Annotated in this window: 14 protein-coding genes and 2 pseudogenes; 9 read left to right on the forward strand and 7 right to left on the reverse strand. The window is 67.5% G+C overall.

Annotated features, from left to right (window positions below; all coding sequences use genetic code 11):
- Positions 1-5: 5 nt before the first annotated feature.
- Positions 6-839, reverse strand: a complete 834-nt coding sequence (locus A5650_RS13040; RefSeq protein ID WP_067291582.1) for an SDR family NAD(P)-dependent oxidoreductase — start codon at positions 837-839, stop codon at positions 6-8.
- Positions 833-1,504: an MBL fold metallo-hydrolase gene (locus A5650_RS13045; RefSeq protein ID WP_067291589.1), complete on the reverse strand. Its 672-nt coding sequence runs from the start codon at positions 1,502-1,504 to the stop codon at positions 833-835. Before A5650_RS13045 ends, A5650_RS13040 begins: the two co-directional genes overlap by 7 nt.
- Before the next feature lie 84 nt (positions 1,505-1,588).
- Between A5650_RS13045 and uvrA the strand changes: the two genes are divergently transcribed.
- Positions 1,589-4,498: an excinuclease ABC subunit UvrA gene (gene uvrA, locus A5650_RS13050; protein WP_067291591.1), complete on the forward strand. Its 2,910-nt coding sequence runs from the start codon at positions 1,589-1,591 to the stop codon at positions 4,496-4,498.
- On the opposite strand, the pseudogene A5650_RS13055 reads toward uvrA, so the two are convergent.
- Positions 4,488-4,898 (reverse strand): annotated as a pseudogene (locus tag A5650_RS13055) (DNA glycosylase AlkZ-like family protein); the annotation flags it as partial. The gene uvrA and the pseudogene A5650_RS13055 overlap by 11 nt on opposite strands.
- On the opposite strand from A5650_RS13055, the gene A5650_RS26810 reads away from it, so the two are divergent.
- Complete coding sequence (locus A5650_RS26810; RefSeq protein WP_156744117.1) at positions 4,876-5,052, forward strand: hypothetical protein; 177 nt, start codon at positions 4,876-4,878, stop codon at positions 5,050-5,052. The pseudogene A5650_RS13055 and the gene A5650_RS26810 overlap by 23 nt on opposite strands.
- Positions 5,049-6,046, forward strand: a pseudogene (locus A5650_RS13060) (hypothetical protein). The gene A5650_RS26810 and the pseudogene A5650_RS13060 overlap by 4 nt, the downstream one beginning before the upstream one ends.
- Here the strand turns inward: A5650_RS13060 and A5650_RS13065 are convergent.
- Positions 6,040-6,357, reverse strand: coding sequence for a hypothetical protein (locus tag A5650_RS13065; protein ID WP_067291594.1), 318 nt, complete (start codon positions 6,355-6,357; stop codon positions 6,040-6,042). The pseudogene A5650_RS13060 and the gene A5650_RS13065 sit on opposite strands and share 7 nt — an antisense overlap.
- 117 nt (positions 6,358-6,474) lie before the next feature.
- Here A5650_RS13065 and A5650_RS13070 point away from each other — a divergent pair, with 117 nt between their 5' ends.
- Complete coding sequence (locus A5650_RS13070; RefSeq protein WP_067291598.1) at positions 6,475-6,771, forward strand: DUF732 domain-containing protein; 297 nt, start codon at positions 6,475-6,477, stop codon at positions 6,769-6,771.
- Positions 6,772-6,824: 53 nt separating this feature from the next.
- Here A5650_RS13070 and A5650_RS13075 read toward each other — a convergent pair whose 3' ends face one another.
- Genes A5650_RS13075 through A5650_RS13085 form a run of 3 tightly spaced genes read right to left on the reverse strand, consistent with a single transcriptional unit; the run spans position 6,825 to position 12,024 of the window.
- A complete protein-coding gene (locus A5650_RS13075; protein WP_502687072.1) occupies positions 6,825-8,183 on the reverse strand; it encodes an alpha/beta hydrolase in 1,359 nt (452 codons plus the stop codon).
- Between the two features lie 57 nt (positions 8,184-8,240).
- Positions 8,241-11,555 (reverse strand): bifunctional lysylphosphatidylglycerol synthetase/lysine--tRNA ligase LysX, encoded by a 3,315-nt coding sequence (gene lysX, locus A5650_RS13080; RefSeq protein ID WP_067291601.1) that lies wholly within the window; start codon positions 11,553-11,555, stop codon positions 8,241-8,243.
- Between the two features lie 43 nt (positions 11,556-11,598).
- Positions 11,599-12,024 (reverse strand): DUF1844 domain-containing protein, encoded by a 426-nt coding sequence (locus A5650_RS13085; RefSeq protein ID WP_231992608.1) that lies wholly within the window; start codon positions 12,022-12,024, stop codon positions 11,599-11,601.
- Between the two features lie 216 nt (positions 12,025-12,240).
- Between A5650_RS13085 and infC the strand changes: the two genes are divergently transcribed.
- The 5 genes from infC to A5650_RS13110 all read left to right on the forward strand — a co-directional run bounded on the left by infC (position 12,241) and on the right by A5650_RS13110 (position 15,927).
- A complete protein-coding gene (infC, locus tag A5650_RS13090) occupies positions 12,241-12,828 on the forward strand; it encodes a translation initiation factor IF-3 (RefSeq protein WP_082950741.1) in 588 nt (195 codons plus the stop codon).
- A gap of 20 nt (positions 12,829-12,848) precedes the next feature.
- On the forward strand, positions 12,849-13,043 hold the full coding sequence (gene rpmI, locus A5650_RS13095) for a 50S ribosomal protein L35 (protein WP_067291604.1): 195 nt from the start codon (positions 12,849-12,851) through the stop codon (positions 13,041-13,043).
- A gap of 38 nt (positions 13,044-13,081) precedes the next feature.
- Complete coding sequence (gene rplT, locus A5650_RS13100; protein WP_064346258.1) at positions 13,082-13,471, forward strand: 50S ribosomal protein L20; 390 nt, start codon at positions 13,082-13,084, stop codon at positions 13,469-13,471.
- A gap of 23 nt (positions 13,472-13,494) precedes the next feature.
- Positions 13,495-14,250 (forward strand): TrmH family RNA methyltransferase, encoded by a 756-nt coding sequence (locus A5650_RS13105; protein ID WP_067291606.1) that lies wholly within the window; start codon positions 13,495-13,497, stop codon positions 14,248-14,250.
- Positions 14,251-14,322: 72 nt separating this feature from the next.
- Positions 14,323-15,927: a GMC family oxidoreductase gene (locus A5650_RS13110; RefSeq protein WP_067291609.1), complete on the forward strand. Its 1,605-nt coding sequence runs from the start codon at positions 14,323-14,325 to the stop codon at positions 15,925-15,927.
- Positions 15,928-15,931: the final 4 nt, after the last annotated feature.

Here is a 15,931-nt window from a genome sequence, read left to right on the forward strand (position 1 = left end):
CAGTGTCACCGCAATATGCGGTCGAATTGCCTGATCGGATGAATTCCGTGCAGGTCGCGGTACGACGTCGGCTCGCGGTCTCCGGCGTCCCTGATCCCGTACTCGGCCGCCAGCTCCGCCCCGATGAAGGTCTGGCCGCTCTTGTCCATCAGCTGGGGGTCGTTGAACAGGGCCCAGATCAGATGCCCGGTGAACTCCGGTGTCTCCGTGTTGTCGAGCAGGTGAGCGAGCTTGTCGGGCGCGGCCGTGACCAGCTGCTTGAAGCGGTCGGTCAGCAGGACGCCCATCCAGATCGACGCCGTCGCGATGCCGAAGTCCTTGAAATCGACGGCCATGTCGGCGGCCATCTTGTCGGTTCCCGCCTTGTGCACGCCGTAAGCCGGGCCGAACACGTAGTGTGCGGACCCGGGCGCGGAGGTGAAGGCCACCAACCCGCGGCGCTGCGGCAGCATCAGCGGGGCCGCGTACACGGTCGCGACGTAGCTGCTGCGCAGCCCCACCTCGATGGTGTCGATCACATTGACCGGTTCTTCCCAGAACCGGGTGCGGCCCATCAGCTCCTCGCGGAGGATCACCGCATTGTTCACCAGGACGTCCAGCCGCCCGTGATCCCGCGCGACCCGGTCGAACAGCGCTTGCGTCTGCACGTCGTCGGCGTGGTCGACGCGGACGGCGATGCCGGTGCCGCCCGCCGCCGTCACCAGCTCGGCGGTCTCGTGGATCGACTCGGACCGCGCCGTCACATACACCGTGCAGCCGTGGCTGCCCAGCGCGTGAGCGATCCCGCGCCCGGCACCGCGACTGGCGCCCGTGACGACCGCGACCGGCGCGTCTACCAACCGCGTTCTTTCCACTCGGCCAGGTGCGGGCGTTCCGTGCCGAGCGTGGTGTCGTCTCCGTGGCCCGGATAGATCACCGTCGAATCGCCGTAGACGTCGAAGACACGGCGGGTCACGTCGCCGAGCAACTGGTCGAAGGCACCGTCCTCCCACGTCTTGCCGACACCGCCGGGGAACAGGCAGTCGCCGGTGAACAGGTGCGTCGCCTCGTCGGCCCCGTCGAGCGCGAGCGCCACCGAACCGGGCGTGTGGCCCTGCAGGTGGATCACGTCGAAGGACAAATCGCCGATCTCGACGGTGTCGCCGTGGGCGAGGATCCGGTCGGGGCGGACCGGCAGCGGTCCGGCGTCGAGCTGGTGCGCCGCCGTCGGGGCGCCGGTGACCTTGGCCACTTCCTCCAGCGCCTGCCAGTGGTCGAAGTGCTGGTGGCTGGTGACGATCAGCGACAGTTTGGGGGCGTGCTTCTCGATCACCTCGAGCAGGACCGGCGCGTCGTTCGCGGCGTCGATCAGCAGTGTCTGTCCGGTTCGGGAACACGTGATCAGGTACGCGTTGTTGTCCATCGGGCCGACCGAGACCTTGACGATCGAAGCGCCGGGAAGCGTGCGCCGGGCCCCGGTCCCTGGTTCGACGTGGCCGGTGTAGTTGTCCTCGACGACGGTCATGTCCTCACGGTATCCGGCTTGTCTGGGGCTTGTCGGTGGGTCCACATAGAGTGGATTTGAACTATCTCTTCGGGAGGGAACCGGGTGGCTGACCGCCTTGTCGTCAAGGGTGCGCGCGAGCACAACCTGCGAAGTGTCGATCTTGATTTACCACGCGACGCGCTGATCGTCTTCACGGGGCTGTCGGGTTCGGGGAAGTCGTCCCTGGCATTCGACACGATCTTCGCCGAGGGCCAGCGGCGCTACGTCGAGTCGTTGTCGGCATATGCGCGCCAGTTCCTCGGGCAGATGGACAAACCCGACGTCGACTTCATCGAGGGCCTGTCGCCCGCCGTATCCATCGACCAGAAGTCGACCAACCGCAACCCCCGGTCGACCGTCGGCACCATCACCGAGGTCTACGACTACCTGCGTCTGCTGTATGCCCGCGCCGGTACGCCGCACTGCCCGATCTGCGGTGAGCGCATCGCCCGCCAGACACCTCAGCAGATCGTCGATCAGGTGCTCGCGATGGATGAGGGCCTGCGATTCCAGGTGCTCGCGCCGGTGGTCCGCACCCGCAAGGGCGAATTCGTCGACCTATTCGACAAGCTGAACACCCAGGGCTACAGCCGCGTGCGGGTGGACGGCGTGGTGTATCCGCTCACCGATCCGCCGAAGCTCAAGAAGCAGGAGAAACACGACATCGAGGTGGTCGTCGACCGCTTGACGGTCAAGGCCAGCGCCAAGCAGCGGTTGACCGACTCGGTGGAGACCGCACTCAACCTGGCCGACGGCATCGTCGTGCTGGAGTTCGTCGACCGCGAGGACGACCACCCCCACCGTGAACAGCGGTTCTCCGAGAAGCTGGCCTGCCCCAACGGCCACCCGCTGGCCGTCGACGACCTCGAGCCGCGCTCGTTCTCGTTCAACTCGCCCTACGGGGCGTGCCCGGAGTGCACCGGGCTGGGCGTCCGCAAGGAGGTCGATCCCGAGCTGGTCGTGCCCGACCCGGACCTGACCCTGGCCGAGGGCGCGATCGCACCGTGGTCGATGGGGCAGACGGCGGAGTACTTCACCCGGATGCTGGCGGGCCTCGGCGACGCGCTCGGGTTCGACGTGAACACGCCGTGGAAGAAGCTGCCGGCCAAGGCGCGCAAGGCGATCCTCGAGGGCTGCGACGAACAGGTGCATGTGCGGTACAAAAACCGCTACGGCCGAACACGTTCGTACTACGCCGATTTCGAGGGTGTGATGGCGTTCCTGCAGCGCCGCATGGAGCAGACCGATTCCGAGCAGATGAAGGAGCGCTACGAGGGCTTCATGCGCGACGTGCCGTGTCCGGAGTGTGAGGGCACACGGCTCAAGCCCGAGATCCTCGCGGTGTCGCTGACGGCGGGGCAGTTCGGCGCGAAGTCCATCGCCGAGGTCGCCGAGCTGTCGATCGCGGATTGCTCGGAGTTTCTCAACGCGCTGACGCTGGGAGCACGCGAGCAGGCCATCGCGGGGCAGGTGCTCAAGGAGATCCAGTCACGGCTCGGCTTCCTGCTCGACGTCGGCCTGGACTATCTGTCGCTGTCGCGGGCGGCCGCCACGCTGTCCGGCGGTGAGGCGCAACGCATCCGGCTCGCCACCCAGATCGGGTCGGGCCTCGTCGGGGTGCTCTACGTCCTCGACGAACCGTCGATCGGCCTGCACCAGCGCGACAACCGCCGGCTGATCGACACGCTGGTCCGGCTGCGCGACCTGGGCAACACGCTGATCGTCGTCGAACACGACCTCGACACCATCGCCCATGCCGACTGGGTGGTCGACATCGGTCCCGCGGCCGGCGAGCACGGCGGTCAGATCGTGCACAGCGGTCCGTACGAGGAGCTGCTGAAGAACCCGGAATCGCTTACCGGAGCGTATCTTTCGGGTAAGGAAGAGATCGAGGTGCCCGCCATTCGGCGGCCGGTCGACAGGAAGCGGCAGCTGACCGTCGTCGGCGCCCGCGAGCACAACCTGCGGGAGATCGACGTGTCGTTCCCCCTCGGCGTGCTGACCTCGGTGACCGGGGTGTCGGGGTCGGGTAAGTCGACGTTGGTCAACGACATCCTGGCGTCCGTGCTGGCGAACAAGCTCAACGGCGCGCGGCAGGTGCCCGGTAGGCACACGCGGGTGACGGGCCTGGACAGGCTCGACAAGCTGGTCCGCGTCGACCAGTCGCCGATCGGCCGTACGCCGCGCTCGAACCCCGCCACCTACACCGGCGTCTTCGACAAGATCCGCACGCTGTTCGCGGCGACCACCGAGGCGAAGGTGCGCGGCTACCAACCGGGTCGATTCTCGTTCAACGTCAAGGGCGGCCGCTGTGAGGCGTGCTCCGGCGACGGCACCATCAAGATCGAGATGAACTTCCTGCCCGACGTGTACGTGCCGTGCGAGGTGTGCCAGGGCGCCCGGTACAACCGCGAAACCCTCGAGGTGCACTACAAGGGCAAGACCATCGCCGAGGTCCTCGACATGTCGATCGAGGAGGCGTCCGAGTTCTTCGCGCCGATCACCTCGATCCATCGGTACCTCAAGACGCTCGTCGACGTCGGCCTGGGTTACGTACGGCTCGGCCAGCCGGCCCCGACGCTGTCGGGCGGTGAGGCGCAGCGCGTCAAGTTGGCCTCCGAACTGCAGAAGCGGTCGACCGGGCGCACGGTGTACATCCTGGACGAGCCGACCACCGGCCTGCACTTCGAGGACATCCGCAAGCTGCTCAAGGTGATCAACGGCCTTGTCGACAAGGGCAATACGGTGATCGTCATCGAGCACAACCTCGACGTGATCAAGACCTCGGACTGGATCATCGACATGGGGCCCGAGGGCGGGGCCGGCGGCGGCACGCTCGTCGCATCGGGAACGCCCGAGGACGTCGCGGCCAATCCGGACAGCTACACCGGACACTTCCTCGCTGAGTGCCTTGGTGTCGACCGGCCGAAAGCGAAGGCGCGCAACGGTAAACGCAGGAAGGTCAGCGCTTAGACAGGGGCGACGGGAACCGCGGGCTGATCCGCACGCCGTCCAGCCATTCGCTCAACTCGTCGGCGCGCCTCTGCAATCGGGCATGCGCCGAACGGCTCACGTCCTCGAGCAGCCGCAGCTCGACCCCTCCGGCGTCGTCCTGACCCCAAGCCCCGACGATCCTGCCGTCGCACCACGCGGTGGGCCCGCCGTTGCCGTTCCTGTCGAACACCTGCTCACGATGCGGCCCGAGGTACCAGTCGCGGTCGAACCAGCCCATCGTCGTGACGTCGAGGCCCGGCAGTAACGCGCACCACGGCTCCGGTGCGGGTTCGACGTCGAGATCGTCGGGTAGGGCGAATCCCGGTCTGCCGTCGAGGTCGACCTCGACGGCGCCGATGTCCTTCAACGCCTGCCGCGCCCTGTGGGCCCGGCTACACGGCCGCGACGTGTGGCAGGAACCGTGCGACGACATCGACGACGTGCGCGCGGTGCTGGAAGGGGTGGCCAGGTCGGTGAGCCTGGACCACCGCCAGCGGATCAAGACGATGCTGGAATTGCAGGTGGCCGGATGAGGCTCGTCGCGGATTCGGGGCTGTGGACGACGGGATCGCCGGCCGCATCGGCTCCGTTGGTGGCCGTGCTGGAGGTCAGCGGAGCGGTGCTGTCGTGGACCGTCGACGAGGCTTCGGATGCGCACATAGCGTTCACCGACCCTGCGCGAGCCGACTGGTTGTGGCGTGTGGTGGGCGAGCGGGGCCACTACGCCGTGACGGCCGCGCTGGACGGCCGCAACCCCGAAGACAGTGTCGAGGTGGCCGACGTGAGTCTGACGCCCGATGCGCTGGCTCCGCTGCGCCGACTCGCGCTCGGCCATTGGCTGCGACGCTGGTGGCCGGCGAGTCAACGCGACGCGATCGCGACGCTCGACGGCGCCGTCCTCGACGCCGAGGTTGCGCTCCTGACCGCCGCCGCCCAGGACTACTTCGGCGAGGACACCTTCGATTCGGAGATCACCCATCTGCTCGCGCCGCATGCGGCGGCGCTCAGCGCCGCGGCCCGCGAAGGTGATCCGCGGGTCACCGCGCTCATCGAGCGGTGTCGCGACGTGGCCGACGACGTCGGTGTCGCACTCGACGCTGAACCGGTCAGCCGGCGAGCCGACTATGCCCTTGCGGCAGGCTCAAATTCACGCGGTCCCAGTTAGGCTACCGTCGCCCGGGGCTTCGCTTCGATCAGCTGGGCGGCCGTCCCGCCCGGTGTCTTCGACGCGGCCGAGGACACCGTCGAGTGGTCAGTCGAACCGGCGGGCACAGGCGCGGACGCGGTGGTCGACGTGGAGCGGACGGACGCGCGTCCTTCCCCGTCGTCGACAACGACGGCGTGCCGATATCCGAAGCTGTTGCCTGGAACCATGATTGGGCTACCACGCGGGTATTGGTGGGTGCCGACGTCGACGAGTCGGTGCGAACCCGCGACCGGGTTCGCGCCTTCGCGCGGTCACGGTTGAACGAGCCCGGTCCCGATGCGTTCCTGGCCGAGATCCTGGCCGCGGAATCGGATTACTGAGACTCGTCGGACTGTTTGCGCATCTGCTCCCGAATCTGCTCCAGGCGTTCGGCGGCCGCGCGCTGCCGTTCGTCGTACTGTTCGGCGACGCTGCGTCCTTCGGGGGTTTCTGCCGCGAGCTCGGAGGCACCGATCGCGGTGCCGTAACGGGTCTCGATCTTTTCCCGTACGGCGTCGAAAGTCGGTACGCCGCCCGGGGTGTAGCCGTTGTCGACCGGTTCGACCGGTGCGGTGGATCCAGGCGTGGGCTCGACGACCTCGGCGTCGACCGCGGCTTCCTGCTCCGGTTCCGGAGTGGTGTCGTCCGGCATGCCGCTCACGCTACCCCTTCCGCGGGTCCTGACGGTTATGGCAATTTTGACGAAACTACCGCGGCGGCGGCACGGTGCGCATAGCGTTCTGCCGTTACTCAGCCGAAAGGAGCCACCATGCGCGGCACCCTCATTTTCACAGCGGTCATCGGTGCGGGCATGTCCCTCGGCGCCGCCGCACCGGCCCTGGCCGACGACACCGACGACATATTCGTTTCGGTGATCAAGGAAGAAGGAATCCCGTTCTCGACCGCGAAGGACGCGATCAGCCTCGCCCACGCGGTATGTGACTACGTGGAAGCGGGCCAGAAACCCGAACAGGTTGCGGTCGAGATCAGCGAGCCGGCGAACTGGACCGTGGAGCAGAGCGGGTTCTTCGTCGGCGCCGCGACCCAGTCGTACTGCCCGTCCTAGTTCATCGGACGGCCGGAGTTCCTGCTGCCGAGCAGGATTCGAGATAGTGGTCGCTAATGCGGCTCGCGCACCGGTGAGGGTGGAGTCGCGACACTGCGAACCGCGGCCGGAACGGGAGCGACCGCGAGGCCCGGCGTGCCGAGTTGGGCCGCCAGCCACGGCAGGGCCGTCGCAAAAGCGTGTGCGGCGTACGGCCAGTCGTGCTTACCCGGTTGAACCACGACGCTGCAGTCGATGCCGTTGGATGCGGCCAGTCCGCACAGCGCGTCGGCCGCATTCTTCTGTGGCGCTGCGTCCACGGTATTGACGTCGAAGCGCCCCGTCACACCCGAATAGCGGCCGTGACGGCCGATCACCGTCGTTGGATCGAACGCCGCGTAGGCCGCGGCGTTACCCCCGAACAGGCGCTCGATCGTCTGGTCCTTCGTGCCTGAGTTGGGACTCAGATCGCCGGCGATGTCGTCGAAGGCGCCGAACATGTCCGGATGCATCACCGCCAGGTCGACCGCGCAGGTTCCGCCCATCGACCATCCGACGATTCCCCAATTCGACTGTTTGGCACTGACATCGAACCTCGACACCATGAACGGCACGACGTCCTTGGTGAGGTGGTCGGCGACGTTGCCTCGTTTGCCGTTCACGCATTCGGTGTCGTTGCGGAACGTCCCGCCGGCGTCGACGAACACGAGCACCGGGGCATAGCCGCCGTGCACGGCGGCGAAGTCGTCGGCCGTGGCGACCGCATTGCCCGCGCGGACCCAGTCCGCCGGGGTGTTGAACTCGCCACCGATCATCATCACCGTCGGCAGCGGCGGCGGGGGATCGGTCGCATACCACGCAGGCGGCAGGTAGACGAGTTCGCCGCGGTGTTTGAATCCGGACGCCTTGTCGCCGATGTTGACGGGCACGACCGTGCCCCTGGCCGGAATCTGGTGGCGCTGTTGCATCGCAAGCATGGTCGCCGCGTCGGTCTGATCGGGCAGCGGCCCCGCGGTCAGCTGATTCCACGCGGCCCCCACGGTCGGGACGTAACCCACCCACAGGTTCACGGCCAGCGCGACCGACAGCAGACACAGCGGGAGCGACATCAACGAGGCGCCGCGCCGCCACCAACGCGCGCCTCGCCAACCCGCGATCAGCACGGCGCATGCCGTACCCGTCAGCGCCACCCACACCCACAGCGAGCGCGGAGCAGGGTTGTCAGACAGGCCCTCGGATGCGATGTATGCGTACGTCGCCGCCGCGAGCGCGACACCACACAGCACGGCCCACGGCACCCACACCAGGCGCCACCTCCGCGTTCGCCATCCGATGGCGGCGATCAGCACCACCGCCGCGACGATCTGCACCATGGTGGGAATCCACCCATGCATCAACGACAGGTGCCCACGCAGCGAATGAGCCAGTGTCACCAGTGTCACGGACTACAGGGTGAGGGGTAATCCTTAAGACGCGCTGTGGAGAAGCTGTCAACGGGGTTTGGCCAACGGGAACGGCAGCGTCTCGCGGATGCTACGTCCCGTGATCAGCATGACGACGCGGTCCACGCCCATACCCAGGCCACCGGTAGGCGGCATCGCGTATTCCATCGCCTGCAGGAAGTCCTCGTCGAGTTCCATCGCCTCCGGATCGCCACCGGCGGCCAGCAGCGACTGCTCCTGCAGCCGGCGGCGCTGTTCGACCGGGTCGGTGAGTTCGCTGTAGGCGGTGCCGAGTTCGACGCCCCACGCCACCAGGTCCCACCGCTCTGCGACGCCGGGGATGCTGCGGTGCGGGCGGGTCAGCGGCGACACCGATGTCGGGAAATCCTTGTAGAACGTGGGCGCCTCGGTGCGGTCCTCGACCAGGCGCTCGTAGAGTTCCAGCACCACGGCCCCGGCGTCCCAATGGGTCAGGTACGGGATGTTCGCGGCGTCGCACAGCTTACGTAGCTTCGGGAGCTCTGTTTCGGGGCCGATCTGCTCGCCGAGGGCCTCGGACACCGCATCGTGCACCGTCTTCACCGCCCACTGACCGGAGATGTCGACCGGCTCGAGCCCGCCGCCTTCCTTGGGCCGGTTGAACACCTGCGCACCGTTGGCAGCGACAGCGGCGTTTTGGATCAGCTCACGGCATCCGTCGATCCAGACGTTGTAGTCCGCGTGCGCCTGATAAGCTTCCAACAGCGTGAATTCGGGGTTGTGGCTGAAGTCGACGCCTTCGTTGCGAAAAGCCCTGCCCAGCTCGAAGACTCGCTCGACCCCGCCCACGCAGAGCCGCTTGAGGTAGAGCTCGGGAGCGATGCGCAGGTACAGGTCCAGGTCGTAGGCGTTGATGTGGGTGAGGAACGGCCGTGCGTTTGCACCGCCGTGAATCTGCTGCAGGATGGGCGTCTCGACCTCAAGAAAACCCTTGCTGACCAACGTTTCCCGGATTGCGTGCAGCACACCGCTTCGCGCACGGATCAGGTCACGAGCCTCGGTGTTGATCGCCAGGTCGACGTAGCGGGCGCGCACTCGGGCTTCCTGGTCGGTCAGACCCTTCCACTTGTCGGGCAGAGGCCGCAGGCACTTGCCGATCATCCGCCAGTTACGTACCAGCAACGAGCGGGTGCCCTTCTTGCTGTAGCCCATCGTGCCCGACACCTCGACCAAGTCGCCAAGATCGATTGCGTGGGTGAAGTCGGCCGTCGTCATCGATTCGAGCAGCGAATTGTCCAGCAGCAGCTGAACTTCACCGGACCAGTCACGCAACTGAGCGAACAGCACACCGCCGTAGTCGCGGCTGCGCAGCACCCGGCCCGCCACCGTCACCGCGACATCGTCGTCGGCATCGACCGCCTCGATGACCGTGTGCGACGGCGGCGTGCCGACGGGATAGGCATCGATCCCGTTGTCCTGCAACGCCTTCAGCTTGGACATGCGTACCCGGACCTGCTCCGGGAGCCGCGCTTCCTCGGCGTCGGGCAGATCCGCCGCCAAGCCGCTGACGTCGGGCGCCGAGCCGTCGTGGTGCAGCAGCCCCGTCGCCATCAGGTTCTGCGGCACGGCGGTGTGGTGACCGGTGTGCGGCTGTTCGTGGCGCCGTGAGAAGGGCAGCACCAGGAAACCCTCGGCGATCACCGATGCCACCCCGACCCGGGGAACCAGCCGGGCGTCGTCGTAGCAGGCGTAGCGCGGCACCCATTCCGGTTGGTATTTCATGTTCGAGCGGTACAGCGTCTCGAGCTGCCACCACCGGGAGAAGAACACCAGCAGGCTGCGCCACAGCCGCGCGACCGGGCCCGCGCCGAGCTGGGCGCCATGTTCGAACGCCGAGCGGAACATCGCGAAGTTCAGCGAGATCCTGGTGATGCCAATGTCTTCGGCCTGCATACACAGTTCGCTGACCATCAGCTCGATGGTGCCGTTGGGAGACTGGGGGGAGCGGCGCATCAGATCCAGCGAGACGCCGTTGGTGCCCCACGGCACCAACGACAGCATCGCAACCACTTCATCGTTCCCGCCCCCGTTCTGCACCGCTTCGACCAGGAGGCAGTCGCCGTCGGCCGGATCGCCGAGCCTGCCCAGCGCCATCGAGAACCCGCGCTCGTCGTCGGTGTCGCGCCAGGCGTCGGCGCGGGCGATGACATCGGCCATCTCCTCGGCGCCCAGATCGCGGTGCCTGCGGATGCGGACACTCGCACCGGCGCGCCGCGCGCGGGTCACCGCCTGGCGGACCGCGCGCATGTCCGGGCCGGAGAGCCGGAAGTTGTCCGGATAGAGAATGGCCTCGTCGCCGAGCTGCAACGCGTTGAGTCCGGCCTGGCGGAAGGCCTCGGCGCCCGTCGAGCTGGCGCCCATCACACCCGGGGCCCAGCCGTAGGCCAGACACAGCGCAAGCCACGCATCGATCGCCGCCGGCCACGCCTTGGGATCACCCACGGGGTCCCCGCTGGCCAGGCAGACGCCGACTTCCACGCGGTAAGTGATGGCGGCACGGCCGTTGGGTGCGAACACCACCGCCTTGTCGCGGCGGGTGGCGAAATAGCCGAGCGAGTCGTTCTTGCCGAACAACTCGAGCAGCCCGCGCAGCGCGGATTCGTCCTCGCCGGTCAGCGCGTTCTCGGCGCGCTGGGACTGGAACAGCACGATCGCCGCGACCATCAGGGCGAGGGCACCGAAAAGCCCGAGCAGCGCGTTAATCAGCACGTGCGGATGGCCGCTGAAGTTCGACGAGTCCGCGCCCGCGAACGCGCTCACCCGGTTCAGCGCGTACCAGAACCGGTCACTGCGGGCCAGGCTGCCGGGGAACAGTTCGAGAAGACCCCAGCCGATCGCGGTGCCGATCGCCATCCCGGCGACCAGCACGGCCGCCGCCTTCAGCAGTGCGCCCCGGCGGACCTTCGCCCAGAACTCGCGACGGGCCAGCAGCAGGAACAGGATCGCGGCGATGTGGAAGGCCAGCCCGATGACCTCGCCGATGTCTTCGATCACCGACTCCTCGCCGGACACCAGGCCGACGACGTTGAACACGATCGCGCCCACCATGTAGGCGACAAGGATCCACCAGGCGATGCGCTTACGGGCGGCCAGCGCCGCGGCCAGCAACGCCAGCACGAACGCCCACGCGAAGCTGGTGTCCGGGAAGTTGAAGATGTAGTCGTTGACGAACTCGCGCGGCACCCGGATGACCGACCGCACGAAGGGCGAGACACTCGCCATCAACGAGAGCGTGGCGATGACGCCGACCGTCCAACCGGCCGCGGCGGGCACCCACCAGTGCCTCGACCTGCGGCGGGTCACAGGCACGTTAGCGACGGTCATAGGCCGCGACATTATTCGGTTAGGACGCTGAATGGGCGGCGACTCACGACCAGACGGGACCGGTGTATTTCTCGCCGGGACCCTGACCCGGTTCGTCCGGTGATGCGCTGGCCTCGCGGAAGGCCAACTGCAGCGTCTTCAGGCCGTCTCGTACCGGCCCGGCATGAGGTCCGAGATACTCGACGGAGGCGGTTACCAACCCGGCCAGCGCGGTGATCAGCCGGCGCGCCTCGTCCAGATCGCGGTGGGGGCTGTCGTCCGGGTTCTCGGCCGACAGCCCGAGCTTCTCGGCGGCCGCGCTCATCAGCATCACCGCCGACCGCGTGATCACCTCGACGGCGGGGATGTCGGCGAGCTCACGAACGGCTGAGCCGTTCAGATCACCTGAGCCGGCTGAGCCGTTCAGATCACCTGAGCCGGCAGAGCCGCTGGCGCTGTCAAGGTCAGCTGAGTTCGAGTCATCGGTCATGCCTGCTAGACTGGCATGCGCGACCGTCCCGGCAAACGCCAGGGACAGCAAGTGGAGTCCCTCTCCCACCGCTGGCCATACCGGCTCAGCGGTCCGGTCACAGGCATCAATGCCTGTCCTGGTCGGCTGTGGGCCCTGCTTTGAGCAGGGCTTTTCTGTTCGGCAGAGCAGAGCGCTGATGGAGTGGGCTCCTAGAGGACAACAGTAGGAGGCCCCATCAGCACTGAGACCCGCGTCAACGAGCGCATCCGCGTACCTGAAGTCCGCCTGATCGGACCGGGCGGTGAACAGGTAGGCATCGTGCGCATCGAAGATGCTCTCCGCGTCGCCGCGGATGCCGATCTCGATCTCGTCGAAGTAGCGCCGGACGCCAAACCCCCGGTCTGCAAGATCATGGACTACGGAAAGTTCAAATACGAGACGGCTCAGAAGGCACGCGAGTCTCGCAAGAACCAGCAGCAGACCGTCGTCAAGGAACAGAAGCTCCGTCCCAAGATCGACCCGCACGACTACGAGACCAAGAAGGGTCACGTGATCCGCTTCCTCGAGGCCGGGTCCAAGGTGAAGGTGACGATCATGTTCCGCGGCCGCGAGCAGTCGCGACCCGAGTTGGGTTTCCGGCTCCTGCAGCGGCTGGGCGCCGACGTCGCCGATTACGGCTTCGTCGAGACGTCCGCCAAGCAGGACGGGCGCAACATGACGATGGTGCTGGCCCCGCACCGCGGCGCGAAGACTCGCGCCAAGGCAGCGCAGCAGGCCGAAGGCTCCGCAGAGCCGACCCCAGCACCCGACAGAAACAGCTAGAACAACAGAGCAGAGGACCCATGCCCAAGGCGAAGACCCACAGCGGCGCTTCCAAGCGGTTCCGTCGCACCGGAACCGGCAAGATCGTGCGCCAGAAGGCCAACCGCCGCCACTTGCTCGAGCACAAGCCGAGCAAGCGCACCCGGCGACTCGACGGTCGCACCGTTGTGTCGGCCAACGACAACGCCCGCATCAAGAAGATGCTCAACGGCTGACCGACCAAACACGTACGACCTGAACGAAGGACATTCCCATGGCACGCGTCAAGCGCGCAGTCAACGCCCAGAAGAAGCGGCGGACAATCCTCAAGGCCTCCAAGGGCTACCGGGGCCAGCGGTCGCGGCTGTACCGCAAGGCCAAAGAGCAGCAGCTGCATTCGCTCAATTACGCCTATCGTGACCGGCGCGCCCGCAAGGGCGAGTTCCGCAAGCTGTGGATCTCGCGCATCAACGCCGCCGCCCGCGCCAACGACATCACCTACAACCGGCTGATCCAGGGGCTCAAGGCCGCCGGGGTCGAGGTGGACCGCAAGAACCTCGCCGAGATCGCCGTCAGTGATCCGGCCGCGTTCACCGCGCTGGTGGAGGTCGCCAAGGGCGCACTGCCCGAGGACGTCAACGCGCCGTCGGGCGAGGCTGCCTGACGCTCACCGAACGATCCGCCCGGGTGGTCGCTGCGGCCAAGCTGCACCGCCACGTCGGGCGACGCCGCGCCGCGCGCTTCCTCGCCGAGGGGCCCAACCTCGTCGAGGCGGCGTTGCGGCGCGGTCTCGTATCCGAGGTCTTCGCCACTGAGGATGCGCTGAACCGGTTCGGTGCCCTGCTGGCCGACGCACCCGTGCACGTGGTGACGGAACGCGCCGCAAAAGCGCTGTCGGAGACGGTGACTCCGGTAGGCCTGGTCGCGGTCTGCACGACACCGCAGACCTCGATCGACGATGTGCTGGCCGCGTCGCCGCGACTGGTGGCCGTCGCTGTCGAGATGTCCGAGCCGGGCAACGCGGGCACCTTGATCCGGATCGCTGACGCGATGGGGGCCGACGCCGTGGTGTTCGCCGGGCACAGCGTCGACCCGTACAACGGTAAGTGCCTGCGCGCCTCGACCGGCAGCATCTTCTCCATCCCCGTCGTCACTGAAAACGACGCTGCGGCGGCGGTGTCGCAACTCGCCGGCGCCGGCCTGCAGGTGCTGGCGACCACGGTGGACGGCGAAATCTCGCTCGACAGCCCCGATCTGGGAGCCGACCTCGCGGGACCGACGGCGTGGATGTTCGGGCCGGAGGCGCACGGTCTGCCGGCAGCGCTCGCGGCGTCGGCCACGCACCGCGTCCACATCCCGATGCCGGGCAGCACCGAGAGCCTCAACGTGGCCGCGGCCGCGGCGATCTGCCTCTACCAGAGCGCGCGGGCACAACGCACCTAGCGCCGAAGCGCGCTGCGTCACATCAGCGCCCAAACTCCCCACAGACTTAGCTCGGCGAAGTATTGTGCGGCGATGCGTCGCTTCGACTACATCATCGCGGGCGCCGGTTCGGCCGGCTGCGTATTGGCGAACCGGTTGTCAGCCGACCCGGCGACGACGGTGCTGCTGGTCGAGGCCGGCGGCCTCGACAGGCATCCGATGCTGCACGTGCCCAAGGGCTCGGGCATGTTGTTCGAGAACGAGAAGTACGTCTGGCGCTACGCGACAACGCCGTTCGGACCCAGGCAACGCCCCGAGTTCTGGACCCGCGGCAAGGTGATCGGAGGCTCGAGTTCCATCAACGGCATGGTCTACAACCGGGGCAACCGGGCCGACTACGACGAGCTCGAGGAGCTGGGCAACAAGGGGTGGGGCTGGGACGAGATCCTGCCCGTCTTCAAAGCCATGGAGGACAACGCGTTCGGCGCCTCACCCACCCGCGGCGCGGGCGGGCCGCTGCACATCTCGGTAGCGGCCGAACAAGACGTCGTGAGCCACGAGTTGGTGCGGTCGGGCGCGAACCTCGGGCTCCGGCCGCTCGACGACATCAACGAGAGCGACGAACCCCGTATCGGGTTCACCCCCGCCACCATTCGCCGAGGCCGCCGGGTGAGCGCCGCCGACGCGTTCCTGCGCCCGGCGATGCGACGACCGAACCTCACCGTGATCACGCGAGCCGAGGTGTGCCGCATCGACATCGACAACGACCGAGCCACCGGCATCACCGTCCGAACGCCGGACGGCGCGCGCTCACAGTTCCAGGCCGACCGTGAGACGATCCTCGCCCTCGGCAGCATGGGCAGCCCGAAGCTGCTGCAACTGTCGGGAATCGGCCCGCGCGAAGTGCTCGACCGGGCCGGGGTCCCGCTGCTGCTCGAACGCGAGAACGTGGGCAGGCGGATGCGTGAACACCGCTGCTTTGCGCTGAAGTACCGCCTCAACGCCGAGCTCGGATACAACCGGCAGCTGTCCAGCCGATCCGGGCAGGCCAGAAGCGCCGCACGCTACCTGGCAAGACGCCGGGGCTCGCTGGCGACACCGACCTTCGACGTGCTCGCGTTCATGAAGACCACCCCGGACGCGCCCCGCGTCGACGGACAACTGTTGTTGGGCCCCTTCACGATCCCGGCGTACAACGACGGTGAGCCGGTGGCCCTCGAACGGGAGCCAGGGGTTTCGTGTCTGGGTTTCACCCTTCGCCCCACATCCGAGGGCAGCGTCGAGATCACCGCGCCGGACCCGGCGGCGCCGTTGCTGCTGGACCCGAGCTACCTCACCAGCGACTACGACCGCAGCACCACCGCAAACCTCCTGCGCCGGGCCCGCGAGCTGTTCGAGCACTCACCGATCGCCGAGCACATCGACCACGAGACGTTCCCAGGCCCACAGGCGCGCAGCGACGACGAACTGGTCGACGCCGCGTTGGACGGCGGCTATTGCGGCTATCACGCCATCGGCAGCTGCGCCATGGGTCCCAGCGACGACGACATCGTCGACGGCCGACTGCGCGTGCGCGGTATCGACAGTCTGCGCATCGTCGACTGCTCGGCGATGCCGATCATGTTGGCGGGCAACCTGAACGGGCCGGTGATGGCGATGGCCGCGCGCGCCGCGCAGTTCATCGTCGAGGACCGCTGACCCG

The organism is Mycobacterium sp. 1164985.4 (genome assembly GCF_001668575.1).
Lineage (GTDB): Bacteria > Actinomycetota > Actinomycetes > Mycobacteriales > Mycobacteriaceae > Mycobacterium.